Annotated in this window: 28 protein-coding genes; 13 read left to right on the plus strand and 15 right to left on the minus strand. The window is 65.2% G+C overall.

What is annotated here, in order from left to right:
- Window positions 1–5: 5 nt before the first annotated feature.
- Complete coding sequence (locus tag P2T60_RS08105) at window positions 6–635, plus strand: VOC family protein (protein ID WP_276282047.1); 630 nt, start codon at window positions 6–8, stop codon at window positions 633–635.
- Window positions 636–975: 340 nt separating this feature from the next.
- On the opposite strand, the gene P2T60_RS08110 is transcribed toward P2T60_RS08105, so the two are convergent.
- Window positions 976–1,242 carry an elongation factor 1-beta gene (locus P2T60_RS08110; protein ID WP_276282048.1) on the minus strand — a complete coding sequence of 89 codons (267 nt, stop codon included), beginning with the start codon at window positions 1,240–1,242 and terminating at the stop codon, window positions 976–978.
- Window positions 1,243–1,244: 2 nt separating this feature from the next.
- The gene (locus tag P2T60_RS08115) at window positions 1,245–1,424 is read right to left on the minus strand and encodes an HVO_2753 family zinc finger protein (protein WP_163521904.1); all 180 of its coding nucleotides are present in this window, start codon (window positions 1,422–1,424) and stop codon (window positions 1,245–1,247) included.
- A gap of 189 nt (window positions 1,425–1,613) precedes the next feature.
- Here P2T60_RS08115 and P2T60_RS08120 point away from each other — a divergent pair, with 189 nt between their 5' ends.
- The gene (locus tag P2T60_RS08120; protein ID WP_276282049.1) at window positions 1,614–2,564 is read left to right on the plus strand and encodes an FKBP-type peptidyl-prolyl cis-trans isomerase; all 951 of its coding nucleotides are present in this window, start codon (window positions 1,614–1,616) and stop codon (window positions 2,562–2,564) included.
- A gap of 95 nt (window positions 2,565–2,659) precedes the next feature.
- Here the strand turns inward: P2T60_RS08120 and P2T60_RS08125 are convergent, their stop codons facing one another.
- From P2T60_RS08125 to P2T60_RS08135, 3 genes are all read right to left on the minus strand, one after another.
- Entirely contained in the window at window positions 2,660–3,289 is a 630-nt protein-coding gene (locus tag P2T60_RS08125) for an RAD55 family ATPase (protein ID WP_276282050.1), read from the minus strand.
- Between the two features lie 92 nt (window positions 3,290–3,381).
- Window positions 3,382–4,062, minus strand: coding sequence for a MinD/ParA family ATP-binding protein (locus tag P2T60_RS08130; RefSeq protein ID WP_276282051.1), 681 nt, complete (start codon window positions 4,060–4,062; stop codon window positions 3,382–3,384).
- Window positions 4,063–4,246: 184 nt separating this feature from the next.
- Window positions 4,247–4,417, minus strand: coding sequence for an HEWD family protein (locus P2T60_RS08135; protein ID WP_276282052.1), 171 nt, complete (start codon window positions 4,415–4,417; stop codon window positions 4,247–4,249).
- Window positions 4,418–4,912: 495 nt separating this feature from the next.
- Here P2T60_RS08135 and P2T60_RS08140 point away from each other — a divergent pair, with 495 nt between their 5' ends.
- The 3 genes from P2T60_RS08140 to P2T60_RS08150 all read left to right on the plus strand — a co-directional run bounded on the left by P2T60_RS08140 (window position 4,913) and on the right by P2T60_RS08150 (window position 8,087).
- Window positions 4,913–5,566, plus strand: coding sequence for a YbhB/YbcL family Raf kinase inhibitor-like protein (locus P2T60_RS08140; protein ID WP_276282053.1), 654 nt, complete (start codon window positions 4,913–4,915; stop codon window positions 5,564–5,566).
- A 62-nt stretch (window positions 5,567–5,628) separates the two neighbouring features.
- Window positions 5,629–6,561 (plus strand): plastocyanin/azurin family copper-binding protein, encoded by a 933-nt coding sequence (locus tag P2T60_RS08145; RefSeq protein WP_276282054.1) that lies wholly within the window; start codon window positions 5,629–5,631, stop codon window positions 6,559–6,561.
- An 89-nt stretch (window positions 6,562–6,650) separates the two neighbouring features.
- Window positions 6,651–8,087, plus strand: a complete 1,437-nt coding sequence (locus P2T60_RS08150) for a sulfite oxidase (RefSeq protein WP_276282055.1) — start codon at window positions 6,651–6,653, stop codon at window positions 8,085–8,087.
- Window positions 8,088–8,121: 34 nt separating this feature from the next.
- Here the strand turns inward: P2T60_RS08150 and P2T60_RS08155 are convergent, their stop codons facing one another.
- Together P2T60_RS08155 and gfo6 are read right to left on the minus strand one after the other, a co-directional pair.
- Window positions 8,122–8,601: an FKBP-type peptidyl-prolyl cis-trans isomerase gene (locus P2T60_RS08155; protein WP_276282056.1), complete on the minus strand. Its 480-nt coding sequence runs from the start codon at window positions 8,599–8,601 to the stop codon at window positions 8,122–8,124.
- A 277-nt stretch (window positions 8,602–8,878) separates the two neighbouring features.
- Window positions 8,879–9,982 carry a D-xylose 1-dehydrogenase Gfo6 gene (gfo6, locus tag P2T60_RS08160; protein WP_276282057.1) on the minus strand — a complete coding sequence of 368 codons (1,104 nt, stop codon included), beginning with the start codon at window positions 9,980–9,982 and terminating at the stop codon, window positions 8,879–8,881.
- Window positions 9,983–10,076: 94 nt separating this feature from the next.
- Between gfo6 and P2T60_RS08165 the strand changes: the two genes are divergently transcribed.
- Both P2T60_RS08165 and P2T60_RS08170 read left to right on the plus strand, forming a co-directional pair.
- Window positions 10,077–10,952 (plus strand): DMT family transporter, encoded by an 876-nt coding sequence (locus P2T60_RS08165; RefSeq protein ID WP_276282058.1) that lies wholly within the window; start codon window positions 10,077–10,079, stop codon window positions 10,950–10,952.
- A gap of 69 nt (window positions 10,953–11,021) precedes the next feature.
- Window positions 11,022–12,800 carry an acyl-CoA carboxylase subunit beta gene (locus tag P2T60_RS08170; protein ID WP_276282059.1) on the plus strand — a complete coding sequence of 593 codons (1,779 nt, stop codon included), beginning with the start codon at window positions 11,022–11,024 and terminating at the stop codon, window positions 12,798–12,800.
- Window positions 12,801–12,868: 68 nt separating this feature from the next.
- On the opposite strand, the gene P2T60_RS08175 is transcribed toward P2T60_RS08170, so the two are convergent.
- The 4 genes from P2T60_RS08175 to P2T60_RS08190 all read right to left on the minus strand — a co-directional run bounded on the left by P2T60_RS08175 (window position 12,869) and on the right by P2T60_RS08190 (window position 14,635).
- Window positions 12,869–13,174 carry a hypothetical protein gene (locus P2T60_RS08175; protein ID WP_276282060.1) on the minus strand — a complete coding sequence of 102 codons (306 nt, stop codon included), beginning with the start codon at window positions 13,172–13,174 and terminating at the stop codon, window positions 12,869–12,871.
- Window positions 13,175–13,268: 94 nt separating this feature from the next.
- Complete coding sequence (locus P2T60_RS08180) at window positions 13,269–13,649, minus strand: hypothetical protein (RefSeq protein ID WP_276282061.1); 381 nt, start codon at window positions 13,647–13,649, stop codon at window positions 13,269–13,271.
- 137 nt (window positions 13,650–13,786) lie between these two features.
- Window positions 13,787–14,050 carry a hypothetical protein gene (locus tag P2T60_RS08185; protein ID WP_276282062.1) on the minus strand — a complete coding sequence of 88 codons (264 nt, stop codon included), beginning with the start codon at window positions 14,048–14,050 and terminating at the stop codon, window positions 13,787–13,789.
- A 153-nt stretch (window positions 14,051–14,203) separates the two neighbouring features.
- A complete protein-coding gene (locus P2T60_RS08190; RefSeq protein WP_276282063.1) occupies window positions 14,204–14,635 on the minus strand; it encodes a DoxX family membrane protein in 432 nt (143 codons plus the stop codon).
- 276 nt (window positions 14,636–14,911) lie between these two features.
- Between P2T60_RS08190 and P2T60_RS08195 the strand changes: the two genes are divergently transcribed.
- Window positions 14,912–15,286 (plus strand): DUF5658 family protein, encoded by a 375-nt coding sequence (locus P2T60_RS08195; protein ID WP_276282064.1) that lies wholly within the window; start codon window positions 14,912–14,914, stop codon window positions 15,284–15,286.
- A gap of 89 nt (window positions 15,287–15,375) precedes the next feature.
- On the opposite strand, the gene P2T60_RS08200 is transcribed toward P2T60_RS08195, so the two are convergent.
- Together P2T60_RS08200 and P2T60_RS08205 are read right to left on the minus strand one after the other, a co-directional pair.
- Window positions 15,376–15,687 carry a hypothetical protein gene (locus P2T60_RS08200; RefSeq protein WP_276282065.1) on the minus strand — a complete coding sequence of 104 codons (312 nt, stop codon included), beginning with the start codon at window positions 15,685–15,687 and terminating at the stop codon, window positions 15,376–15,378.
- A 353-nt stretch (window positions 15,688–16,040) separates the two neighbouring features.
- Window positions 16,041–16,514 carry a MaoC family dehydratase gene (locus P2T60_RS08205; RefSeq protein WP_276282066.1) on the minus strand — a complete coding sequence of 158 codons (474 nt, stop codon included), beginning with the start codon at window positions 16,512–16,514 and terminating at the stop codon, window positions 16,041–16,043.
- Between the two features lie 186 nt (window positions 16,515–16,700).
- Here P2T60_RS08205 and P2T60_RS08210 point away from each other — a divergent pair, with 186 nt between their 5' ends.
- The 3 genes from P2T60_RS08210 (at window position 16,701) to P2T60_RS08220 (ending at window position 18,145) form a co-directional block, all read left to right on the plus strand.
- Window positions 16,701–16,862 carry a hypothetical protein gene (locus tag P2T60_RS08210; RefSeq protein WP_276282067.1) on the plus strand — a complete coding sequence of 54 codons (162 nt, stop codon included), beginning with the start codon at window positions 16,701–16,703 and terminating at the stop codon, window positions 16,860–16,862.
- Window positions 16,863–16,869: 7 nt separating this feature from the next.
- Window positions 16,870–17,199 carry an outer membrane protein assembly factor BamB family protein gene (locus tag P2T60_RS08215; protein WP_276282068.1) on the plus strand — a complete coding sequence of 110 codons (330 nt, stop codon included), beginning with the start codon at window positions 16,870–16,872 and terminating at the stop codon, window positions 17,197–17,199.
- A 73-nt stretch (window positions 17,200–17,272) separates the two neighbouring features.
- Entirely contained in the window at window positions 17,273–18,145 is an 873-nt protein-coding gene (locus P2T60_RS08220; protein WP_276282069.1) for an HpcH/HpaI aldolase/citrate lyase family protein, read from the plus strand.
- 27 nt (window positions 18,146–18,172) lie between these two features.
- Here the strand turns inward: P2T60_RS08220 and gdhB are convergent, their stop codons facing one another.
- Window positions 18,173–19,474, minus strand: coding sequence for a glutamate dehydrogenase GdhB (gdhB, locus tag P2T60_RS08225; RefSeq protein WP_276282070.1), 1,302 nt, complete (start codon window positions 19,472–19,474; stop codon window positions 18,173–18,175).
- Between the two features lie 316 nt (window positions 19,475–19,790).
- Between gdhB and P2T60_RS08230 the strand changes: the two genes are divergently transcribed.
- Both P2T60_RS08230 and P2T60_RS08235 read left to right on the plus strand, forming a co-directional pair.
- On the plus strand, window positions 19,791–21,047 hold the full coding sequence (locus tag P2T60_RS08230) for a Glu/Leu/Phe/Val family dehydrogenase (RefSeq protein ID WP_276282071.1): 1,257 nt from the start codon (window positions 19,791–19,793) through the stop codon (window positions 21,045–21,047).
- 201 nt (window positions 21,048–21,248) lie between these two features.
- Window positions 21,249–21,836: an archaellin/type IV pilin N-terminal domain-containing protein gene (locus tag P2T60_RS08235; RefSeq protein ID WP_276282072.1), complete on the plus strand. Its 588-nt coding sequence runs from the start codon at window positions 21,249–21,251 to the stop codon at window positions 21,834–21,836.
- Window positions 21,837–22,087: 251 nt separating this feature from the next.
- On the opposite strand, the gene P2T60_RS08240 is transcribed toward P2T60_RS08235, so the two are convergent.
- On the minus strand, window positions 22,088–23,230 hold the full coding sequence (locus P2T60_RS08240) for an acyl-CoA dehydrogenase family protein (RefSeq protein WP_276282073.1): 1,143 nt from the start codon (window positions 23,228–23,230) through the stop codon (window positions 22,088–22,090).
- Window positions 23,231–23,280 lie beyond the last annotated feature (50 nt).

Below are 23,280 nucleotides of genomic sequence, written 5' to 3' on the forward strand. Positions count from 1 at the left end.
GAGGTATGCCCAACGACCGCCGACCAGCAGACGACTTCGAAGTCTCGGCCGACCTGCCGGACAGTCCGATGCACACCACCGGAACCGACCATATCACGCTCGTCGGGAGCAACGCCGAGGACACCATCGCGTTCTACCGCGATTTGCTCGGGATGCCTCTCGTCCTGCGACAACCCAATCTGGACGACCCCGACTCGACCCACCTCTTCTTCGACACGGGCGACGGGCGCGTCCTCACGTTCTTCGTGAACGACGACCGGGACTCGGACCCCCGGCCCCGGCGCACGCCCGTCGGCGGGGTCCACCACCTCTCGTTCGGTATCGACCCCGAGCGATTCGTGGCGGTCCGCGAGGCCCTCGAAGACGCCGGACGGGGCTACAACGAGTTCGACCGGGGTATCTTCCACTCGCTGTACACGCGGGACCACAACGGTCTCACCATCGAACTCTCGACCGACAAGTGGGCGATTCCCGACGACCGGCGCGGCGAAGTCCTCGCCACGGCCCAGCGCATCCGCGAGGAGGACGGCGCGGACTTCGCGGAGGAGCGCCACCTCGAACAGGCGCTGGACGAGTTAGGTATCGACGCCGAGAAGTTCGACCTGCCCGACGCGCCGACCGGCGCGGGCGTCTGAGACGGGAGTCCTGAGAATTTTCCACCCCGGCGCGTGCGGGCGCGGCCCGCAAGTGGCCGCGCCCACCGCGCGAGGGACGACTGAGCGACCGGAGGGAGCGAAGGAGTCGGTTGGGGAGGACGTGGCCCGCGGTGGCAGTGGCGGTGCTGTGCAGTCTGACAGGAGTCGGCAGTAGCTAGCTCCGCTAGCTACAACCATATCTTCCGTTTCCTCAGCTATCTGTAGCTGTCTCTTCACCACCTATTTATTGTCCCCAACCCCCAGAACCCACCTATCGACGGAACGCCGAAGCTACGCACCGAAGCCACGCGCGAAAACCGCACCGAACCGCAGAAGTCGCTTATATTCGGCCGACGTTCTCGACTTCGACGCTCTCGACGCCTTCGACGTTCGAGAAGCCTTCTTCGACCGCTTCGGTCCCGCCCGTGTCGTCGGGGACGATGACGGTCGGGAGCAGAGCGACGAGACCGAACGCAACGTCGTCGCGTTCGAAGCCGTTGATTTTGGCTCCCTCGGGGAGCGAGTCCTCGAGTTTCTCCTGAAGCTCGTCGAGGTCGATTTCCGGGCTCTGCGGCATGACCTTGATTTTAGCGGCTACCTTTCCCATGGTTACGGTCCCATGAACCCGCAGTCGGGGCACTCGTAGAGGTTGCTCTGCTTGCGACACTTGGCACAGCGGTAAATCTGCTGGCCGCAGTCCGGGCACTTGAACGACGCCGCGTTCGTCCCGGAGATGTTAATCCCACAGGAGACGCATCGTCGCGCCTGCGTCTGTTTCGATTGACTCATACCTCTCCTTACCCGACCGCGACTTTAAATCGTTTCGATAGAGCCGTCGGTTCTCCCGGCGCTCGCGGCGAATCAACGGTGAGCGTCCCCAACGAGTAGATTGGGGCGTTTCGACGCTCTCTAAACTCCCGGCGGCCGAGCGCGGTCCGAAACGTGATTCTTAAGGGGGGAACGAGCGACGTTTCGGGTATGAGTGAAGAACAAGAGGCCGAAGTGGCCGACGACGAAGAACAAACGGAAGCAGAAGACGAGGCCAACGAGGGACTCCAGACGGGCGACTTCATCCGCCTCGACTACACCGCGCGCACCGTAGAGGACGGCAACGTCGTGGACACGACCGACCCCGAGGTAGCCGAAGAAGAGGGTCTCGACGAGGAAGAACGCGAGTTCGAACCGCGCACTATCGTCCTCGGCGAAGGCCACATCTTCGAGAGCGTCGAAGAGGCCATCATCGGCGAGGAAGTCGGACACTCCGGAAGCACGACCATCCCCGCCGCGGAAGCGTTCGGCGAGTACGACCCCGACCAAGTCAAGACCGTCAGCGCCGACAAGATTCCGGAAGACGAGCGCTACCCCGGCGCACACGTCAACGTGGACGGCGAACACGGCCACGTCGAGACCATCATCGGCGGCCGCGCCCGCGTGGACTTCAACCACCCGCTGGCCGGTGAAGATGTCGAGTACGACTACGAAGTCGTCGGCGAAGTTGAGGACCGCGTCGAACAGGCGCAGGGTCTCATCTCGATGTACATCGACGCCGACCTCGACATGTGGATAGAGACCGAGGAAGTCGAAGAGGAGACGGTCGTCGAATCCGACGAGGACGAAGAAGGAGAACCCGAGACGGAAACCGAGACCGTCGAAAAGGAGACGCTCTACATCGAGAGTACGCCGCAACTGGCGATGAACCAGCAGTGGATGTTCCAGAAACAGCAAATCGCCCAGAGCGTCATGGACCAGTTGGGTCTCGACCGCGTTATCATCCAAGAGACCATCGACGGCGGCGGCATGGGTCCGATGGGCGGCATGATGGGCGGCGGCATGGGCGGCGCTGACCTCGAAGAAGCACTCGAAGACGCCGACGTTGACGAGGACGAAATCGTCGAGGAACTCGAAGACGCCGAAGGCGACGAAGAGTAATCCCGACTCGTTCCTGCTTTCTTTTTCGCCGATAGCGGAGCGTCAGCCGGACGTGACTATCGAGTCGTCGTATCGGGAATCGGGGTCTCGACCGTCTACGCGATGTCCCGACTCGTGTCGATGCGGACCGTCTCCGCGAGTTCGAGTTTGATGGTCTCCGAGAGCGCACGGCCGCCGCGGAACTTCGGCACGGCGAGTCGGGTCTCGACCGTGTCGGTGGAGTACTCCGTGTGGAGTTGAAACACTACGTCGGCGACGTGTTCGGTCACGTCGCGGGCGTCGGGAACCGACCGGCCGTCGAGACAGTGCAGAATTGCGACGCCCTCGGTGTTGTGGAGGTGGTTCTGGAGGTCGTTGAGGAAGTTCCGATAGCGGTCTTCGTCCTGCTTTTCGAGCAGGTCAACCGGGTCTACGACGAGATTCGAGTCCTCGGGGAGTCGCCGGAAGAGGCGCTGAGAGTGGTCCAGCGGTGCGTCTCCGGGGACCCGGCGCACGTCGGGCGGGGGTCCCGTCTGGCCGGGCGCGCGCTCCAGCGCCTTCGTCACGGCGGCCTCGTCGCGGTCCGTCGAGAGGTAGAGCGTCTGTCGGGCCGAAGTGAACTCGTAGAGCAACAACTCCGCCTGACTCGCGGGCGGGGCCGAGAGCGAGACGATGCTCCCTTTCGGTAGCCCGCCGTCTAGTTTGCGGTCTAACACTTCGATGCCCGTCGAGAGACGCCGTGCCACGTATTTGCACGCTTAGGTAACGTTGTTTCATAAATATTTGGGCTGAAGGGCTGACAAGAGGTCGTCGTGTGCGGCCCGCACCTCCTCGCTTGCTAGCGGTTCTCTGGCCCGCGGAGCGTCGGCGGCGGAACCGTCGGCTCTAGCCTCGGGGACGACGCCGAGGACCGGACAGTCGAGGAGACGGCCGACGCCCTCCGGGGGTCGGCGGCCCTCGAGACGACCGCGCCCGCGACCGGCGTGTCGAGTTCGCGGGCCATCGCCGCGGTCTTGGACGCGTCGCGCAGGCACGCGGGGTCGGCGGTGGTCACGACGACGGCGGCGTCCGCGGCCCGGAGCGGCGCAACGGCGTCCGGTCCCGCACCGGCCGGGCAATCTACGAGAACGGCGTCGGCGCATCCCCGGACGCGAGCGAGTGACGTTTGGGTGGCGTGTGGGGGTCGCCCGGTTCGCGCGGCGGAGCGCGCGCTATCGCCGCCACCGCCGGTCGCGGGTCCGCTGGCGGCCGGTACCGCCGGTCCGCTCGCGGCGGGTAGCACCCCGACGCCGGGCGTCGGCTCGTCTGCGGTCCCGGCGACCATCCGCGGGGGCCACCCGGCGGCCACGGCGTCGAGTCCGGGGTCGCGCGCCACGCCTGCCATCGCGTGCAGGTCGGGCATCTCCCTGTCGGCGTCCGCCGCGACGACGGTCCTGCGCTGGCGCGCGAGCGCCCCCGCGAGTCCGAGCGCCGTGGTCGTCTTCCCCGCTCCGCCCTTTCCTCCGGCGACGGCTAACATACCCCCGGTTCGTCGCCCTCTCGGATTTGAACCTTCGGGTGACGATTTCGGTCGCACCGCTCGCGCAGGAATGACGAAGAATTGTCTAAGAAACCGTTACAATGCCGAAACAAATGCAGAAGTTGTCTCGTCGCGGACCGGGTTCGGTCCGGTCGGTGTGACGCCGTTTCCGACTGCGGTTCGTCTACTCCCGGACTGGCTGGTACGACCCCGTGATGTCCCACTCGTGGATGCAGAAGGGGTCGCCCGCGTTTGCGTCGTTCTGAATCCGCCAGTTCCGTTCCTCGTCGTCCCACACGTCGCGTCGGCCGCACCGCTGGCACTCTCGTTTTTTCGGTGGGTCCAGTTCCGTCATCGGATGAGAAAAAGACGCACGGGTTGATAAACTACGCTGCTACCTCAGGGTTTGCCGGATTTTCAATAATCTCGTTCTCCAGTCGGATATTAGACGCGATTCGGCCGAATCGACTTGCAGTCTCGGAATTCTGCCCGCTACGAATTGCTACAGCTCTTCCGGAATCGCCGTGACGAACGCTCAGAAAGCCCCCGTTCGCTCGACTCCCGCGGCTCGGTGCGGTCCTCGGTCGTCGCTCCGCTCCTCCCGGCGTCCTTCCGTCGCTGGGGTTCGCCGAGTGCGCGGCCCCTTTATCCCGCCTACGGTGGTTTGGTCAGTCGAGCGTCCGCGGATGGTTGGTCGCGGCAGGCACGTTCCCGTGGACCGATTCGCCGAGCGCAATCCGGCGGTTGGTCGGCCGAGCGCACCCTCTCGTGGATTGTTTCACCGGGCGTCACCGCGCCCGAACTTGTGGGTGGAGTAACTATTTCTGCCACGGCGTGGAAGCACCGTCGCATGCGCAGACGCACGCTTCTGCGCTCGGCCGCGGCGACTTCGACGATTGGGGGGACCGCGCTGGTTGCGAGTGGGAACCGCGACGGGCAGGAGACGACCGACGCACAGGACACGACCACCGGAGAGCAGACGGAAGAGGGTGAGACGACGACGGCGGGTGGCGGGGAGTTCACTATCGCCACCGACGCGTGGGAGAACGGCGGCACCATCCCCACGCAGTACACCTGCGAGGGCGAGAACGTCTCGCCGCCGTTCACCGTCTCGAACCCGCCGGAGGGGACCGAAGCGTTCGCGCTGGTGATGGACGACCCCGACGCGCCGAACCCGCCGTTCGTCCACTGGTTGCTGTGGAACCTCCCGGCCGACGCGCGCGAGATACCCGAGAGCGTCCCGACCAGCGAGACGATAGACGCCCTCGGCGGCGCGGTGCAGGGTGCGAACGGCACCGGCGAACTCGGCTACATCGGCCCGTGCCCGCCGGAGGGCGACCCGCGCCACACCTACCTGTTCAGCCTCTACGCGCTCGAAGCGCCGCTGGACCTCGAACCGGGCGCGGAGTACCCCGCCGTGGTCGAGGCGGTGATGCGGAACGCTCTCGACCGGGCGCGCTACGTCGGCCAGTACGCCCGGAGCGGGGAGACGACGACCGAGTAACGCGAAGCGGACCCGCGCCACCCGAACGCTTTTTTCGGCGAGAACCGACGGTACGGTCGATTATGGGGGAAGACGGGGAGACGACCGCGACCGGAGAGGCTCGAACCGACCGCGAGAACGACTCGCGACACCTGCGACCGACCACCTGCGGAGAATCGACCGCTAGCGGAGGCCCGACCACCCGCCGAGGCGTCCTGCGCGCGCTCGGCGGCGCGACTGCGCTCGCGGCCGCGCCGACGGTCGCGGAGCGCGGCGCGGCCCAAGACGACCGGACGACCATCGTCCTCGGCGCGCGCCGGGACTACTGGCTCGGACTCCAACCGAGAGCCATCGAGGGCCAGCGGAACCCGACGCTCCGGTTGCGCGAGGGCGACCGGTACCGAATCGTGTGGGTCGACCTCGACGGCGCGCGACACCGCTTCCGACTGCTCGACGCCGACGGGAACGTCGTGAACCGAACCCGGCCGTCCGACCAGCGGGGAGCGACCCGCGCGACCCGATTTCGCGGACGCCCGGAACTCGCAGGCTACGACTGCGAGTTCCACCCCGAGCAGATGAACGGGTCGGTCGAACTCGGCGAGGGGTTTCCGACGACGCGGGCGGCCGGTGAGACCACCGAAGCGAACCAGACCGCGGAGGCGAACGAGACGACCGCTGGCGGCGGGTCGGGCGGCGTGGCCGAAGTCGCGGTCGGACCCGAGGGCGACTACTTCCGGTTCGTCCCCGAACGCGTCGAGATTCCGGTCGGCGGGACCGTCCGCTGGCGGTTCGAGAGCGCCGGTCACAACGTCTCGGCCCGACCGGAAGCCGCGAGACAGGTGAGTCTGCCGGAGGGCGCGCAACCGTTCTCGTCGTACCCCGAGGGTGAGTCGTTTCGCGTCGTATCGGAGGGCGAAACCTACGAACACGCGTTCTCGGTGCCCGGCGAGTACACGTACGTCTGCGTCCCGCACGTCGGCGAGGGGATGATAGGCACGGTGGTCGTGACCGAATAGTTCGCCCGAAAAAGGAATTCGATTTATCACGACTGGCGTGTCACCTCAGACGGAGGGTTAAGCCGCGATGGGCCGAACCAGTTGCCCGTATGTCAGGGGGAGACGAGGGGAACGACAGCGACACCGAGAATCGACCCGCCCGACGCGAACGGTATCTGAACCGGCGGCGGTTCATGATGGCGTCGGGGATGCTCGCGGGCGTCGGCGTCCTCGCGGGCAACGTCGGCGGGCAGGAGACCACGACCGAGGGACAGGACGGCGGACAGGAACCGTCGCTGGCCGAGCAGTACCCCGGCCTGCGAATCATCTCCGCGGACCCGCAGAACGCCGAGGCCGAGTCCCGAAGCACCTACGAGAGTTTCGTCACGCCGCGCGAGGAGCATTACATCCGGAACCACTACGCGACGCCGGAAATCGACGAAGACGAGTGGACCGTCTCGCTGACCGGGATGGTCGAGGAGGAAGTCGAGTTGTCGATGGACGAAATCAAGCGCGAATACTCCACCGAGACAGTCACCCACACCATGCAGTGTTCGGGCAACGGCCGAGCCTACTTCGAACCGCAGGTCGGTGGCAACCCGTGGACGTTCGGCGCGGTCGGAAACACGGTGTGGACCGGCACGCCCGTCGCCGAGATTTTAGACGAGTACGGCGCGAACACGAGCGACGACATGTGGCTCTCGGTCATGGGCGGCGAGGCCCCGGAGGGAGAGGACATCTTCACGCGGTCGATTCCGATGTCGAAGGTGAAGCGAGACTGCCTGCTGGCCTACGAGATGAACGGCGCGCCGATGAACGACGACCACGGCTTCCCGGTCCGCCTGCTCGTCCCCGGATGGTTCGGCAACAACAACGTCAAGTGGGTAGACCGGATGCACGTCATGGACCGGATGGTGTACGGCGAGGAGTGGGAACGGGGCGACCAGCAACTGTACACCCACTGGCAACAGTACTCCTACCGCATCATCCCGGCGGGCGAGGAGGCCAACACCCGGCCCCGAATCGGCGTCTTCGACACCCAGCGCCAGATGAACAGCGGCAACATCCAGCAACCGTTCATCTACGACCAAATCGTCAAGTCGCTCATCGGCTACCCCGGCGAGGACGCCACGATTTCACCCGGACCCGACGGGCAGGTCGAAGTCCTCGGCGTGGCGTGGGCGGGCGACGACCGGGTCCGGCAGGTCGAAGTCTCGACCGACGGCGGCGAGTCGTGGAACGAAGCCGAGTTCTTCGGTCCGCGGCAGGGTCCGTACTCGTGGCGGCAGTTCCGGTACATGTGGGACGCCAGCCCCGGCGAACACACCCTCTACTCGCGGGCCACCGACGGAAAGGGTCGGACCCAACCGGCGACCGTCTCGGCCCCCGACGAGGGCCTGCGCCAGATTCGGGACGACAAGTTCCCGTGGAACGTGGACGGCTACGCCAACACCGCCTACGAACCCCACGGCGTGACCGTGACGGTCCAGTCCGACGAGGGCGGCGACGGCGAGACGACGACTGCCCAGACGACCACATCGTCGTAGCTTCCTCGGCCCACGTCGCTCTCCGGTGTCAGCCTCACCCGTCGTCGTAGGCGTCGAGCAGTTTCACGTCGAACTCGACGGCGACCCCCGCGAGTTCGTGGTTGAAGTCCACCGTCACCGTCTCGTCGTCCACCTCGGTAATCCACCCGGTCTCGCCGGTCTCTGACCGGACGAGTTCGCCCGGTTCGGCGGCCGCGTCGCTTCTCGCTTCGAGGTCGGCCCGCGGCATCTCGACTACCTTCCCCTCGTTTCGCTCGCCGAACGCCCGGTTCGGTTCGACTCGGACGGTTCGCTCGTCGCCGACTTCCATCGACTCGACCGCTTCGTCCAGTCCCGGAACGACCTTCCCCTCGCCGACGCGGAACTCCAGCGGTTTGTAGTCGCGGTGCCCGTGGTAGATGCCCGACTCCATCGCCACGTCCACGTCGGTCGTGTCGAAGACCTCCCCCGCGTCCTCGCCCTCGGCGACCCGCCCCGTGTAGTGTACGACCGCGATTTCCCCCTCAGAGGCCATAGGCTACTACTCTACGCTGACCCTCTTGAATCCGGGGGAGCGTTCAGTCGGTCGGCGGCGGCGTAACGGACTTTGCGTTTGCCTGTTCGGGGTTTTCGGTATCGGCGACGGCGGGAGAGTCGGCCGTCTGTTCGCTCTGAATCGTTACAGCACCTGCGGAAGTCCTCGTGACAAAGGCCTCGAATAGGGCCGCGCTGAGACGACCACGGTAAACGCGACCGGGCGGCCCCTTTCAGTCCACCCACCGTGGTTAGTGACACCGAGCGCACCCGACCGACTACACGTCCACGTCGCCGACCTCGACTCGTCGGCCGGTCTCGGCCGACTCGTAGACGGCCTCTACCGCCTCCATGTCGGCAACGCTGTCCCGGCCGTCCGGTTCCGGAGTCGCGTCGGTCAGCGCGCAGTGGGCGAAGTAGTCGAACTCCTCGCGGACCTCGTTGACGTACGGGCCGGTGTACTCGACTCGCTCGTCGCCGCGTTCGACCGCGAGCGTCGGGTGAATCTCGGAGTTGAACGCCGGTTCGAGGGTGGCTTGGCCCTCGGTGCCGACGAGTCGGAGTCGGTCGTCGGCCTGCGCGCGGTAACTCGCGGTGCAGGAGGCGGTCGCTCCCTCCGGAAACTCCAACTGGAAGGCGACGTGTTCGTCCACGCCCTCGAAGGTCTCGTCGGGCGTGCTGGTCGTCGCTCGGACGGCGACCGGGTTCGCGTCGAGCAGGAACCGAACCGCGTTCAGGGGGTAGACGCCCACGTCCATCAGCGCGCCGCCACCGGCCATCTCCGGGTCGAGTCGCCACTGGTCGGGTCCGCCCTGCCGGAGGATGTGGCCCGAGAACCAGCCGTGAAACTGCACCGGGTCGCCCAACACTCCGTCGCGGACCATCTCGCGGAGGCGGCGCATCGCGGGTTCGACCTGCGGCCGGTAGGCCACCATCAGGGTCACGCCCGCCTCCTCGCAGGCCCGGGCCATCTCGCGCGCTCGGTCGGCGCTCACCTCGATGGGTTTCTCGCAGAGGACGTGCTTGCCGTGGTCGGCGGCGGTCCGGGCGTAGTCGAGGTGGAGCGCGTTCGGTCCGGCGACGTACACCGCGTCGAAGTCCTCCGTCCCCTCGCCCGCCTCGAACTCGTCGTAGTCGAGGACCGACTCGACGCCGTACTCGTCGGCGACCCGGCGGGCTTTCTCGGGCGACCCGCTGACGAGCGCCGTGACCTCGCAGAAATCGGTTCTCTCGCGGTCCCCTCCCGCGCCCCCCGCCAGCGCGGGTAGGACGTGTTCGCGCGCGAACCCGCCGAGACCGAGCAGAGCCACTCGAAGAGTGCCCTCGTCTGCGGTCTGCCAGTCGCGCGCGGCGAAGTCGTCGAGGTACGTATCGAGGTTCACGTCCGGCACCTCGGCCCGGACGCCGGAAAGGGTGGTGGTACCCCGGCACGCCTCGGCCGGACGTTTCTTCCCGGCCGACCGAGAAGGCCGCGACGTGGTAGAACTGGGCATCTGGTACGCGACGATTTCGGCGCTTCTCTGGGGAGGCTATCTCTTCGGCCTGAAGCGGTACTTCTCGGGGTACCCGCCCGCGGTGGTCATCGTGGCCGCCAACGTCGCCGGGGTCGCGTGGTACCTCCCGGTGGTCCTGCTCCGACCCGCGGACGGGCCGGTCGCGGGCGAACTGACCCCCTCCGCGCTCGCACTGGTCGCCTTCGTGTTGCTCGCCAGCGCCGCGGCGTACCTCGCGCTCCTGTACGCCCTTTCCGCCGGAGACGTGTCCTACGTCGCGCCGCTGGGCAAACTGGTTCCGGCGTTCACCCTGCCGCTGGAAGTGGTGCTGGTCGGCGAGCGACTCGCGCCCTCGCAGGTCGTCGGCGTCGGGTTCGCCACGCTCGCGGTCTACCTCGCAAACTACCAACGCACGGGCCTGCTCGCGCCGATTCGTCGCGCCGCGACGAATCGGCCCGCACAGTTGGCGCTCGGGAGCGCCGCGCTCTACGGCGCGGTGGACGTGGGGACTCGCGTGCTGTTGCAGGGCGTCGGAGTCCGGTCGGACGTGTGGGTCCTCGTCTACACCGGCGGGGTCGCGGCCGTCCTCCTGCCAATCGCAGTCCGCCAGTGGCCCGACGAGTTCGCCTCGGCCGCGCCGAAGTTCGCGGTCTTGGGCGCTGTCGTCGCAGTGGCGACCCACACCATGACTCAGGCGTTCGCGGTCCTGCCCGCGAGCGTGGTCTCGCCGATTCTCAACACGCAGGCCATCGTCGCGGTGGTCCTCGGAGGTCTCTTGCTCGGCGAGGACCGCTTCGCGCTCCGACTCGTCGCCGGTGCGGTCGCAATCGTCGGCATCTCGCTCATCGCGCTCGGGTGAGGGTCCTCGGCAAGATTCGGTCGAATCCAAAGGGAAAACTGTTTGAAATCGCTGGCCGGACTCCACTGTATGAAAGTCCGCGTCAGCGACGGTGCGACCGACGAAGAGGCCTCCGCCATCGCGGAGGCGCTGGCCCAACACGTCCGCGACGAGGTAGAAGTGTTCGTGGGCGAGGCCGACTCGCCCGCGGTGGTCCGCGAGGCACCCGCCGGGGCCGCGGGAGTGGCCGCCGAAGCGACCGCCGAGGCCATCGCCGAGTCCGACGACCTCGGGCCGACGGAGCGCGAGAACGCGCTCTGGGACGAAATCGAGGACATCGAGTTGGGCGGTCCCGAGAAGTACAAAGACCGCCTCGAAGAGCAGGGCAAACTCTTCGTCCGCGACCGACTCGACCTCTGGTTCGGCGAGGACGGCATGCTGTTCGAGGACGGCAAGTTCGCCAACTTCGACGCGTGGCACCCCGACAGCCCCGAAGTCGGCGAGGACAACGACGACCGACTGCCGGGCGACGGACTGCTCACCGGCGCGGCCGAGTTCGAGGGCCGCGAGTTGCACTTCATGGCCAACGACTTCACCGTCAAAGCTGGCTCGATGGCCGAGAAGGGCGTCGAGAAGTTCCTCCGGATGCAACAGCGCGCGCTCAAGAACGGCAAGCCGGTCCTCTACCTGATGGACTCCTCGGGGGGTCGCATCGACCAGCAGACCGGCTTCTTCGCCAACCGCGAGGGCATCGGCAAGTACTACTACAACCACTCGATGCTCTCGGGTGCCGTGCCCCAAATTTGCGTCCTCTACGGTCCCTGCATCGCGGGGGCGGCCTACACCCCGGTCTTCGCCGACTTCACCATCATGGTCCGGGACATGTCCGCGATGGCCATCGCCTCGCCGCGGATGGTCCAGATGGTCACGGGCGAGGACATCGAACTCGAAGAGTTGGGCGGCCCTGACGTTCACGCCCAGAAGTCGGGGAGCGCGGACCTCGTGGCCGACGACGAGGAACACGCCCGGCAACTCGTCGCCGACTTGGTGTCGTACCTGCCCGACAGCGCCGACGAGAAGCCCCCGCAGACCGAGGGCAAACCGCCCCTGAAGTCGCCAGAGGGAATCGACTCGGTGGTCCCCCAAGAACCCAACAAGGGCTACGACATGACCGACGTAATCGACCGGGTGGTGGACGAAGACTCCTACTTCGAACTCAAACCCGAGTACGGAAAGGAGATTATCACCGCGTTCGCCCGCATCGACGGCCGACCGGTCGGCATCGTGGCGAACCAACCGGCACAGCGTGCGGGGGCCATCTTCCCCGACGCCGCCGAGAAAGCCGCGGAGTTCATCTGGACCTGCGACGCCTACGAGATTCCCCTGCTGTACCTGTGTGACACGCCCGGATTCATGGCCGGGTCGCAGGTCGAAGAGGACGCAATCTTGGAGAAGGGCAAGAAGTTCATCTACGCCACGTCGTCCGCCACTGTCCCGAAACAGACCGTCGTCGTCCGGAAGGCCTACGGCGCGGGCATCTACGCGATGGGTGGCCCGGCCTACGACCCCGAGAGCGTCATCGGACTTCCCTCCGGCGAGATTGCGATTATGGGTCCGGAGGCCGCAATCAACGCGGTCTACGCCCGAAAGCTCTCGGAAATCGAGGACGACGACGAGCGAGCGCAGAAAGAGCAGGAACTCCGCGAGGAGTACCGCGAGGACATCGACGTGCATCGGATGGCGAGCGAAGTCGTCATCGACGACATCGTGCCGCCGAGTACGCTCCGGACCGAACTGGACAATCGGTTCTCGTTCTACGAGGGCATCGAGAAGGACCTGCCGGACAAGAAGCACGGCACGATTCTGTAGTCGGCACTCCGCCGACTACAGTCGCGGGAGCGTTCGGAACGTCGCTGTCGCCCGCGTCGGGAGTGCGGTCAGCACTCTCGCATCCAGTCGCAACAGCCGTAGTCGCAATAGGCGCAATCGACCCGACACTCCTTCAGACAGCATTCGTTCGGCGTGACGAGTTCCTCGTCGGTGTCCATTTCGGCGTGGAGGCGGCGGACCTTCGACCGCGATGGGTTTTCGAGCGTTGCGACGACCTCTTCGCCGCGTTCGACGTGAACTGCGTCGAGGTCGGTGACGCTGACCCCGCCCGACTGTTTCGCGGCCGCGTTTCCGACGCCGAGAGTCACGAGACCGCCCGCACCGACGCGCTTGAGGACCTGTCTTCGGTTCATGTCCGGCGGGAACGTCGATTTCGTCTCGTATAAATTTGTAGTCTAGATATTATAAATTCGGCGGGAGATTGCGGGTTCTCGGGCTTACGCCGTCTCAGCACCCCTCACAGCACGTCACCTCGTCCGGGTTGTCGAACTCGCTACAGCAGTCGCAGATGCTCTCGTCGGGGTTACAGCAGTCGAAACAGCCGACCGCACAGGGTTCGCAGGGGCAGTTGCTCGCACAGAACGCCGTACACTCGTCGTCGGGGGTGACGAGAGTCTGGTCGTCGTCCAAGGTGGCTTCGACTTCCCGGACCTTCTCCCACGTCGGACTCTCGACGGTGCCGACCGTCTCACCGTCGCTGACGATGCGGAGTCTGTCGTACTGGTCGATGGCCTTCACCTGTACACCGGGTTCGAGGGCCGCGCTGGTTACGCCGGTACCGAGGACGCTACTCGCCGCGATGCCTTTCAGGAGGTTTCTACGCTTCATGGCGCGACAACTACTACGTAATAGTTGGAAATAAATTATTTTCTAGCTAAGGGGAAAGGTCGCGGCGGGGATTCGACCGACGAATCGCGAGCGATACGGTCCCGACGAGTCGGACGTACCGCCGCGATACCGTCGGCCTAACAACCGTCGGGACAGGAGCAATCGCTACACACTTTCGACCCGTCGTCGCAGGTCTTGCACTCACATCGGTAGCCACAGCAGGTGTACCCACAGTCGACTCTGCACTTGACCGTACACTCGGGACTCACCACCTGCTCGTCCGGACCGATTTCCGTGCGGAGTCGTCGGAGGTCGGTCTCGCTCGGGTCTTCGACGGTCCGGACGACCCTTCCGTCGGCACCCGCGACGTGTACCTCGTCGAGGTTCTCGGCCGATTTCACGGTGGTTTCCGTCCGTCCGTCCGGACGCGGCCACACTGCCGATTCCGAGCGTCAGGACGCTTCCGGTCGCAACGCCTTCGAGGACTTGTCTTCGTTTCATGGCGCAAACGCACCAACGGATTGGTCAACCATAAAACTCTAGTTATCTAACTATTAGTCGTCGCTCGCGCTATCCGCGAACACCGCGAGCGCCAGCGCCGCCAGTCCCACGTCTCGCGCGATAACGTCGCCGAACAGTCCGGTCGTGACCCAGACGACCAGCAGGTAGAGAATCGTCGCCGACAGCGAGACGGCGGCGACTGCGGCGGCGAACGCGGTGTAACGGTCCGCGAGCAACGCGAGTCCGAACCCGATTTCGAGCCACCCGTTTATCAGCATGAAGGCGACGGGCGAGACGACGAGGAAGGGCGCGAACCAATCGGTGACGTAGACGGCCCACGCCGCCGGGTCGAGCAGTTTGTGGACGCCCGCCGCGACCAGCATCGCGCCGAGACCCGCGCGCGTCAGCGTGGCCGACGGGGGAAGCGACGAGGCGACTCTACCGAACGCCGATTCGACGGTGCGGCGCGGACCGCTTCGGGACATATCCGGGGGTAGGTACTCGGACGCGGAAAACCCTCCCGTCCGCGCCGAGAGCCGCTTCGGCAACGCATCGCTGTCGGGACGTATCGACCACGTAATCGCAGATTTCGCCACGTAGAGGCGCTAAGAACGTCGTCTCTCGGGCGTCGGTCGTCGGCCGGTAGGTCACGTCGCAGTCCGATTAATCCCGCGTATCAGCGGCTAAGGAGGCGTATAACAATGGTCGGTCTCGTCGTCGGTCAGTCCGTCACGAGGCGCACGCCGCGCCGGGTTTTCACTATGAGTTCTGACGGACGCCACTGGCCGACGCTGACCCGCACGGGCCGCCGACGAGTGACCACCGCGCTGGCGAGCATCAGCGCCCGAGAGCGGGCGCTCTGGGCGCTCGTCGGAGTCGCGCTCGTCGGGGACCTGCTCACGACCTACTACGGTCTCCGAATCGGTCTCACGGAGTCGAACCCGGTCGCACAGGCCGCGCTCGACCAGTTCGGCTTCTCGGCGATGGTGGTCCTGAAACTGTTCGCTCTGGGCGTCGGCGTGGCATGTCGCCAACTGCTCCCGGACCGACACGGCGCGCTGGTTCCGGCCGGGTTAGCGGTGCCGTGGAGCGCCGCCGTCGTCGTCAACCTCTCTCTGTACGCCGTCGTGCTGTAGCACCGTTTTGTTCGTCGGCCAGCGGCGCTACCGGCACTCATGGGCACGATTCCACTTAAAAGAGACCGCCGGACGGGAAGCGTGTTTTACTAGTTCTCTGACACGCTACAACACACTTTGCAGTCGGAGCAGGTACACTCGTAGCTACAGTGGTCGTAATCGTCCTCGCAATTGGCGCGACAGTTCTCCTTGCAGTAGGACGCGCAGTATTCCGCGTCGTTGGCCTTGAGTCCTTCATCGTTCCCGAGCGACAACTCGAGTTCGAGGAACTGCTTGTGGGTCGGGTTCTCGACAGTCTCGACTTTCTCACCGTCCCGAACGACGTGGAGCGTGTCGATGCCCTCGACCTGCCCTTTCGGGACAGTTCGTCCTTGGACCGAACCGATGCTAATTGCCGCCATACCACTCGCAGCGAGTGATTTGAGTAGTTTTCGTCGTTGCATCGCAATTTAACATTATGTTAATGTATAATTAATGTTTTGACTAGATAGTCACTTTAGCTTATAAGGTATATTACCCTATCAGTAGCTATCCCGTCGTCACGATAGCCCGGTCGTCAAACCGATAGACCACCACGGCCGGGCAACTTAGTGCGAGCAACCTTTACGCCTACTAAACAATCAAAAAAGTTCTTTAACAATTGAAAAAGTTGCTGTGACGACGAGGGAGGACTGCGGGCGTGGGCGTCGCGCTCGCTCGGTCACTGCGTTCCCTCGCTCGCCGACTGGCGACCCGGCGGCAGGACGGGTCGGCGCTACTGGTTCGCTTTCTTCAGTGACAGGACGGTTCGGTCGAACTCGCAGACCAGCAACTCCTCGCCGTCGTCGTCCTTGCGGTTGACCGCGAACGCCTCGACGTGCATCGTCACGACGCCGCGTTCGCCGTCGGAAGTCTCGCGCTTGTCGGTCACGGTCGATTGGGCGCGGATGGTGTCGCCGTGGAACACCGGGTTGGGATGCTCCACCTCGTCGTAACTGAGGTTGGCGACGATGGTGCCGTCGGTGGTGTCCGGAATCGAGACGCCCACGGCGAGACTCATGGTGTAGAGTCCGTTGACCAACCGCTCGCCGAACTGGGTGTCCTCGGCGAAGTCGGCGTCGAGGTGGAGCGGTTGCTGGTTCATCGTCATGTCGCAGAACTGCTGGTTGTCGCTCTCGCTTATCGTTCGGCGCTTGTCGTGTTCGATTGTCTGGCCGACCTCGAACTCCTCGTAGTAAAGACCACTCATGAGCGAACCGTCGGCGCGTCGGGCCAAAAATCCCGCCGATTTCGGGTGAGACCCCGCCGTCGTCGGGTTTCAGGCCGCGCCTGAGACTCGGTAAGGAGCACATAACAAAGGGTAACACGCGAGTAACACTGTTTGCAGTCAGTCACAGTCGAGGCTTACGATGTCCGAAGACCGAAGTCGGTTCGAGTGGGCGCGACCGCAGACAGGGGAAGAGCGGGTCTGCTCTGGCACTGGCCGGAACGCGGCGCGAGGGACGCCGCAGGGCTTGACGCCCTCGGCCGGTGGGTCGGACGCACGCGAGGCGACGGGCCGACGGCGTACGCGTCCGACGAGGGCAGACGCGCGTGACAGGCGTGTGACCGCCGCGGACGGCCGACTTGCGACTTCGGAGCGGCCGCGGGTTCGATTCCGGTTTCGGTGCGCTGGTTCGGCCGAAACCGCGCCCGCGGTCCGCGACGGGACGGTGTTTCTCGACTGTGCGAGCGACTGCACGCACGCGTTCGACGGTGGGACTGGGACGGTCCTCGCATTCGACGCCGCGACCGGCGACCACCGGTGGGAGTTCGGGACCGACGCAGGGAACGTCGACGCGATAGACAGGGAAGAGGGAACGGTACTGTGGTGGTGCCGGGCGGACGACGCCGCGGTCGCACCCGTGACCGCCTCGGGTGGGACGCGCACGTGACCGACTGCGGCGCGGCCGTCACTGCGCTTTCGTTTTCGGAATAGTTGAACCGTCGGAGCGCGTCGTCTCGAACATGCCACGACGAAGCGTGATGTTCACGCCGGGCGACCGCCCGGAGATGATGCGCAAAGCGCCGAGTGCCGGGGCCGACGTAATCGTCTTCGACTTGGAAGACGCGGTGGCTCCCCCGAACAAGGACGAGGCCCGCGCCGCGGTGCGGGAGGTTCTCGCCGACCCCGACTTCTCGCCGGACTGCGAGGTCTGTGTCCGGGTGAACCCGGCCGGAATCGCCGCGGACGACGACCTTCACGGCGTCTTCGGAAACGGGAAAGCGGCCCGCAACGCCGCCGAGACCCTCGACGCGGTGATGCTCCCGAAGACCGAAGACGCCGAGGACGCCGAGACGCTGGCCGACCTGCTGGCCGAACGAGACGCCGAGGTGCCGATTCTCGCGCTGGTCGAGACGGCCGCCGGGATTCTGGCCGCCGAGGAGATTGCGGCGGTCCCCGACGTGGACGCCCTCGTCTTCGGCGCGGAGGACCTCGCGGCCGACATCGGCGCGACCCGGACCGACGAGGGCACCGAAGTCCTCCACGCGCGCGAGCAGGTGGTCCTCGCGGCCAGCGCCGCCGACGTGGACGCCATCGACACGGTGTACACCGACATCGAGGACGCCGAGGGCCTGCACGAGGAGACCGAGTTCGCAATCCAACTGGGCTACGACGGCAAGATGGCGATTCACCCAGCGCAGGTCGCTCCAATCAACGAGTCGTTCACGCCCGACCCCGAACGCGTCGAGTGGGCCGAGCGAGTGCTGGAAGCGAAACGCGACGCCGACGCCGAGGGCCGCGGCGTCTTCCGGGTGGACGGCGAGATGATAGATGCGCCCCTGATTTCGCAGGCAGAACGAGTGCTGGCGTACGCCGAGGCGTCCGACGAGAAGTAGGACGAACCGAGCGTCAGCGACGAATTTTCAGGGCCAGAGACCGCGGGTCTCTTTCGCCTCGGCGATGCGCGAGAGCGCGACGACGTAGGCGGCGTCTCGCCAACTCACGTCGCGGGCCTCGACTTCCGAGCGCACCTCGTCCCACGCCGAGAGCATGTGCTTCTCGAGTTCGTCGTTGACGCGTTCGAGCGACCACTGGCGGCGGTTGATGTCCTGCAACCACTCGAAGTACGAGACGGTGACGCCGCCCGCGTTGGCGAGGATGTCCGGGATGACTTCGACGCCGTTCTCTTCGAGGATTTCGTCGGCCGCGAACGTGGTCGGGCCGTTCGCGCCCTCGACGACGACATCGGCCTGCACGTCGTCGGCGTTCTCGGCGGTGACGACGTTGCCGATAGCGGCCGGAATCAGCACGTCCACGTCGAGTTCGAGAATCTTCTCGTTCGAGAGCTTCTCGGGCGCGTCGTGGGTCATCACGGCCTCGGGTTCCTCTTCGTGAGAGGGGACCGCGTGGGTGTCCAGACCGTCGGGGTCGTAGATGGCCCCGTTCACGTCGCTGACCGCGACGACGTTCGCGCCCCAGTCGTCGAGCAGACGGGCGGCGTTCGCACCGACCGAACCGAATCCCTGCACGGCGACGGTGGTGTCTTCGAGGTCGTAGTCGTAGTAGTCGGCCGCCTCGCGTGCGACGATTGCGACCGAGCGACCGGGTGCCTCCTCGCGGCCCTCGCTCCCGCCGACGACGGGCGGTTTACCCGTGACGACGCCGGGGATGGTCTCGCCCTCCTGCATCGAGTAGGCGTCCATGAACCACGCCATCGTCTGGGCGTCGGTCCCCATGTCGGGCGCGGGGATGTCTTTTTTCGGACCGACGAACTTGCGGAGTTCCTCGGCGAACCGCCGGGTCAGACGCTCCTTCTCGTCGCCGCTCAGGTCCTTCGGGTCCACCACGATGCCGCCCTTCCCGCCGCCGAACGGCAGGTCCATCACCGCGCACTTCCACGTCATCCACATCGAGAGACCGACACACTCCTCCTCGTTGACGTGCGGGTGGAAGCGCAGGCCGCCCTTGTAGGGACCGCGCACGTCGTCGTGTTGGGAACGATAGCCCGTGTACACCTCGACGGACCCGTCGTCGCGTTCGAGCGGAACCGCGACTCGGTGGACCTTCGTCGGGTGCTTGAGTCGCTCGATGACGCCCTCGTCCACGTCGAGGTGGGCCGCGGCGTGTTCGAGTTGCCGACGGGCCGTTTCGAGTGCGGACTCGGGTTGGTCGGTCTCTTCGTCGTTACCCTGCTTTTCCGTGGTTTCGACAGTTCCTGAAGGCATGGTGTATCGTCACGTCGGCGGCGACTCGCACGTCGCGTCTCCGCTCTCCCGCACCGGCGAGAGAGTCCCCCGAGACCGACGCGAGTCGTCACGGCGACGCATCGTAGGCGTAGATTCCCGTAGTCGCATAAAATATTAATGTTATAGACTCATCTTAGGTCCTTATACACATACTTACACATCTCCGAGGATGGGGGATAGGTTAGACAAAATCGGCCGTCTGCGGCCGAACGACGCCGCGAACGACCGTTCCAGTTTCGGAAACTGTATGAGTGGCTACGGCAAATCTGTAACGCGACGAGAGAATTTACCACCCATGTCCGAGCAAGCAAATCCCTTCGAGAGCCTCCAAGAACAGATAGACGACGCGTCGGAATACATGAGCGTCTCCGACGACGTTATCGAGCGACTCAAACATCCCGAGCGCGTTCTGGAGACGAACCTCTCGGTCGAGATGGACGACGGCGACGTAGAAGTGTTCAAGGCGTTCCGGTCGGAGTTCAACGGCGACCGCGGCCCGTACAAAGGCGGCATCCGCTACCACCCCGGCGTCAACCGCGACGAGGTGAAAGCCCTCTCGGGGTGGATGGTCTACAAGTGCGCCGTCGTGGACATCCCCTACGGCGGCGGGAAAGGCGGCATCGTCATCGAACCCGACGACTACAGCGAGGGCGAACTCGAACGCATCACTCGGTCGTTCGCCAAGGAACTGCGTCCGTTCATCGGCGTGGACAAGGACATCCCCGCGCCCGACGTGAACACGGGCCAGCGCGAGATGAACTGGATTAAGGACACCTACGAGACGCTGGAGAACACGACCGAACCCGGCGTCATCACGGGCAAGTCCCCCGACAGCGGCGGGAGCGCGGGCCGCGTCGAAGCGACCGGTCGCTCGACCATGCTCACCGCCCGCGAAGCGTTCGACTACCTCGACCGTGACATGGAAGGCGCGTCCGTCGCGGTGCAGGGCTACGGAAACGCCGGGTGGATTGCCGCGAAACTCATCCACGAACTCGGCGCGAACGTCGTCGCTGTGTCGGACTCCAGCGGTGCCGTCTACAACGAGGACGGTTTCGACCCCGTGGACGTGAAGAGCCACAAGAACGAGACCGGAAGCGTCACCGGCTACCACGGTGCCGACGAGGAGTTCTCGAACGACGACCTGCTCACCCTCGACGTGGACCTGCTGGTGCCCGCGGCCCTCGAAAACGCCATCGACGGTGACCTCGCCGAGGACGTGCGGGCCGATGTCGTCGTCGAGGCCGCGAACGGGCCGCTCACGCCCGAGGCCGACGACGTACTGCGCGACACCGACACCTACGTCTTCCCGGACATCCTCGCCAACGCGGGCGGCGTGACGGTCTCGTACTTCGAGTGGGTCCAGAACCGCCAGCGGTTCTCGTGGACCGAAGAGCGCGTCAACGAGGAACTCGAACGCATCATCACCGACGCCTTCGACAATCTGGTCGAGACCTACGAGGAGACGGGTGCGCCCAACATGCGCACCGCCGCTTACGTGGTCGCCATCCAGCGCGTCGTAGACGCCTACGACGAGAGCGGCAACTGGCCCTGACGCGGCGTCCGAACCGTCAACAGGTTCGAGCGCGTTTTCTTCCGAAGTAACGTACTTCCCGCCCTCTGACAGTCGTTTCGAGGGATTGCCGTAGAATCCAGCATGAGACCGTTTCGCTCGGATTTAGTCTTATTTTCATTTCTGATAATGGTATCGGGGTTTTATGTCCTACGTCCGAGAAAAGTTGTTCAGAAGAGAACCATGTTCGACATCGAAGACGGGCGGGCCGACCGCGCACAGGTCGGCATCGGCACCCTCATTGTGTTTATCGCCATGGTGCTGGTTGCCGCTATCGCGGCGGGCGTCCTCATCAACACTGCGGGCTTCCTCCAAACGAAGTCCGAGCAAACAGGAGAAGAGTCCACTGCGCAAGTGACCAACCGCGTAACCGTGGTCAGTACGGTCGGAACCGTCGGTAATGACGACTCCGTTCACGGCGTGAACATGACCGTCATGAAGAGTTCGGGGTCCGGTGACGTGAACCTCTCGACGGCCACCGTCGAGTGGCTTGGACCCGACGGCGCGGAAATTCTGACGGAAGGTGACTCGGCCACCGCCGACAACTTCACGGTCTCGGCCATCAAGGACATCGACAACACCCTTCCGGTCCTCGTGAAACAAGGCGACCGATTCCGCGTCACCCTCGACGCGACGGTCCTGACCGACGGTACGCACGGCCTGCGCGAGAGCGAGGACTTCACGGTCAAAATCGTCACGTCCGCAGGCGCGGTGACGTACCACCACAGCGTTCCGCAGACGCTGACCAACAAGCAGGCCGTCCAGTTGTAACCCACGTCGCATCTGCGACGGTTCTTTTCTCCTCGACTCCGCCGACGGTTCTTTTCTCTCTCTTCTCGGGCCGAACAGCGCCGTCCGGCGACGGCGCTGTTCGGCCATTTTCGGTGGCCTTTTGGAAATAAAAATATTTCTTAGAGAATGGATATTCGTTCCTAGCGTCGGTTCCTCGGACTCGAACGCGCGGGCGGCGACGCCGCCCGCGCGCCCGGACGTTTGCGTCTCGCGCCCGGCGTCGCGCGTCTTCAGAGACCCAACTCGCGCCCGATGACGAGGTGCTGAATCTCGCTGGTCCCCTCGCCGATTTCCATCAGCTTCGCGTCGCGGAAGAACCGCTGGGGCGCGAAGTCCTCGGTGTAGCCGTAGCCGCCGAGGGTCTGAATCGCGTCCTCGGAGACTTCACGGGCCGCCTCGCTTGCGTCGAGTTTCGCCAGCGCGCTCTCGTGGCTGACCGACTCGCCTTGGTCGTACTTCCACGCCGCCTTGTGGGTCAGCAGGCGGGCGCGCTCGATTTTGCGGTCCATCGAGACCACCTTGTTCCGGATGGCGTCGAACTTCGAGATGGGTTGGCCGAACTGCTCGCGTTCCTTGCTGTACTCCTTGGCCGCCTCGTACGCGCCCTGCGCGAGACCCGTCGAGAGCGCCGCGATGGAGATTCGGCCGCCGTCCAGCGTCTTCTTGGTCTGGTCCCAACCGTCGCCCTCCTCGCCGAGCAGTCGGTTCTCGGGCAGGCGCACATCCGAGAGCTTGATTTCGCAGGTCGGCGAGGCGTTCAGCCCCATCTTGTCCCACACCGTCGTCACCTCGAAGCCGTCGTCCTCCTCGGGGTCCACGATGAACGTCGAGATGCCGTCGTAGCCCGCGTCGGGGTCCGTGACCGCCTTCACGAGGACCGACCCGGCGACGTTGGCGTTGGTGATGAACTGCTTGGTGCCGTTCAGAACCCACTCGTCACCCTCCTTCTCGGCCATTGTGTCCATGTCGCTGGCGTCGGAGCCACTGCTCGGTTCGGTCAGCGCCCACGACCCGAGGTACTCGCCCTCCGCGAGCGGTTCGAGCCACCGCTCTTTCTGTTCCTCGGTGCCGAACAGTTCGAGGGGCTTCGAGGCCAGCGAGACGTGCGCGGCGTACGAGAGACCGATGGACCCCGACACCCGGCCGAGTTCCTCGGTCACGAGGGCGTACATCAACTGGTCGCCGCCGAGTCCGCCGTACTCCTCTCCGACGGGGACGCCCATCATGTCGAGGTCGGCGAGTTGGTCGAAGATTTCCTCGGGGAAGCGGTGTTCGTCCTCTACGTCCTGCGCGATGGGTTCTATCTCCTCGTCACAGAACTCGCGGACGGTGTCCCGAATCATCCGATGCTCGTCGGGAAGGCTGAAATCCATACGCAAATTTTGCGGCAGTAGCAGTATAAAATCTCCGAAGCGAGCGACGA

This window comes from Halorussus caseinilyticus, assembly GCF_029338395.1.
In the GTDB taxonomy this organism is placed as follows: domain Archaea; phylum Halobacteriota; class Halobacteria; order Halobacteriales; family Haladaptataceae; genus Halorussus; species Halorussus caseinilyticus.

Bases quoted from the DNA above. Each gene is read 5' to 3' on its own strand.
- P2T60_RS08175 (WP_276282060.1), bottom strand. From the start codon at position 13,174: ATGAACCGAAGACAGGTCCTCAAGCGCGTCGGTGCGGGCGGTCTCGTG.
- gdhB (WP_276282070.1), bottom strand. From the start codon at position 19,474: ATGCCTTCAGGAACTGTCGAAACCACGGAAAAGCAGGGTAACGACGAA.
- P2T60_RS08150 (WP_276282055.1), top strand. From the start codon at position 6,651: ATGTCAGGGGGAGACGAGGGGAACGACAGCGACACCGAGAATCGACCC.
- P2T60_RS08110 (WP_276282048.1), bottom strand. From the start codon at position 1,242: ATGGGAAAGGTAGCCGCTAAAATCAAGGTCATGCCGCAGAGCCCGGAA.
- P2T60_RS08145 (WP_276282054.1), top strand. From the start codon at position 5,629: ATGGGGGAAGACGGGGAGACGACCGCGACCGGAGAGGCTCGAACCGAC.
- P2T60_RS08170 (WP_276282059.1), top strand. From the start codon at position 11,022: ATGAAAGTCCGCGTCAGCGACGGTGCGACCGACGAAGAGGCCTCCGCC.
- P2T60_RS08105 (WP_276282047.1), top strand. From the start codon at position 6: ATGCCCAACGACCGCCGACCAGCAGACGACTTCGAAGTCTCGGCCGAC.
- P2T60_RS08240 (WP_276282073.1), bottom strand. From the start codon at position 23,230: ATGGATTTCAGCCTTCCCGACGAGCATCGGATGATTCGGGACACCGTC.
- P2T60_RS08115 (WP_163521904.1), bottom strand. From the start codon at position 1,424: ATGAGTCAATCGAAACAGACGCAGGCGCGACGATGCGTCTCCTGTGGG.
- P2T60_RS08130 (WP_276282051.1), bottom strand. From the start codon at position 4,062: ATGTTAGCCGTCGCCGGAGGAAAGGGCGGAGCGGGGAAGACGACCACG.
- P2T60_RS08190 (WP_276282063.1), bottom strand. From the start codon at position 14,635: ATGTCCCGAAGCGGTCCGCGCCGCACCGTCGAATCGGCGTTCGGTAGA.
- P2T60_RS08235 (WP_276282072.1), top strand. From the start codon at position 21,249: ATGTTCGACATCGAAGACGGGCGGGCCGACCGCGCACAGGTCGGCATC.
- P2T60_RS08195 (WP_276282064.1), top strand. From the start codon at position 14,912: ATGAGTTCTGACGGACGCCACTGGCCGACGCTGACCCGCACGGGCCGC.
- P2T60_RS08155 (WP_276282056.1), bottom strand. From the start codon at position 8,601: ATGGCCTCTGAGGGGGAAATCGCGGTCGTACACTACACGGGGCGGGTC.
- P2T60_RS08180 (WP_276282061.1), bottom strand. From the start codon at position 13,649: ATGAAGCGTAGAAACCTCCTGAAAGGCATCGCGGCGAGTAGCGTCCTC.
- P2T60_RS08205 (WP_276282066.1), bottom strand. From the start codon at position 16,514: ATGAGTGGTCTTTACTACGAGGAGTTCGAGGTCGGCCAGACAATCGAA.
- P2T60_RS08220 (WP_276282069.1), top strand. From the start codon at position 17,273: ATGCCACGACGAAGCGTGATGTTCACGCCGGGCGACCGCCCGGAGATG.
- P2T60_RS08140 (WP_276282053.1), top strand. From the start codon at position 4,913: ATGCGCAGACGCACGCTTCTGCGCTCGGCCGCGGCGACTTCGACGATT.
- P2T60_RS08230 (WP_276282071.1), top strand. From the start codon at position 19,791: ATGTCCGAGCAAGCAAATCCCTTCGAGAGCCTCCAAGAACAGATAGAC.
- P2T60_RS08135 (WP_276282052.1), bottom strand. From the start codon at position 4,417: ATGACGGAACTGGACCCACCGAAAAAACGAGAGTGCCAGCGGTGCGGC.
- P2T60_RS08120 (WP_276282049.1), top strand. From the start codon at position 1,614: ATGAGTGAAGAACAAGAGGCCGAAGTGGCCGACGACGAAGAACAAACG.
- P2T60_RS08200 (WP_276282065.1), bottom strand. From the start codon at position 15,687: ATGGCGGCAATTAGCATCGGTTCGGTCCAAGGACGAACTGTCCCGAAA.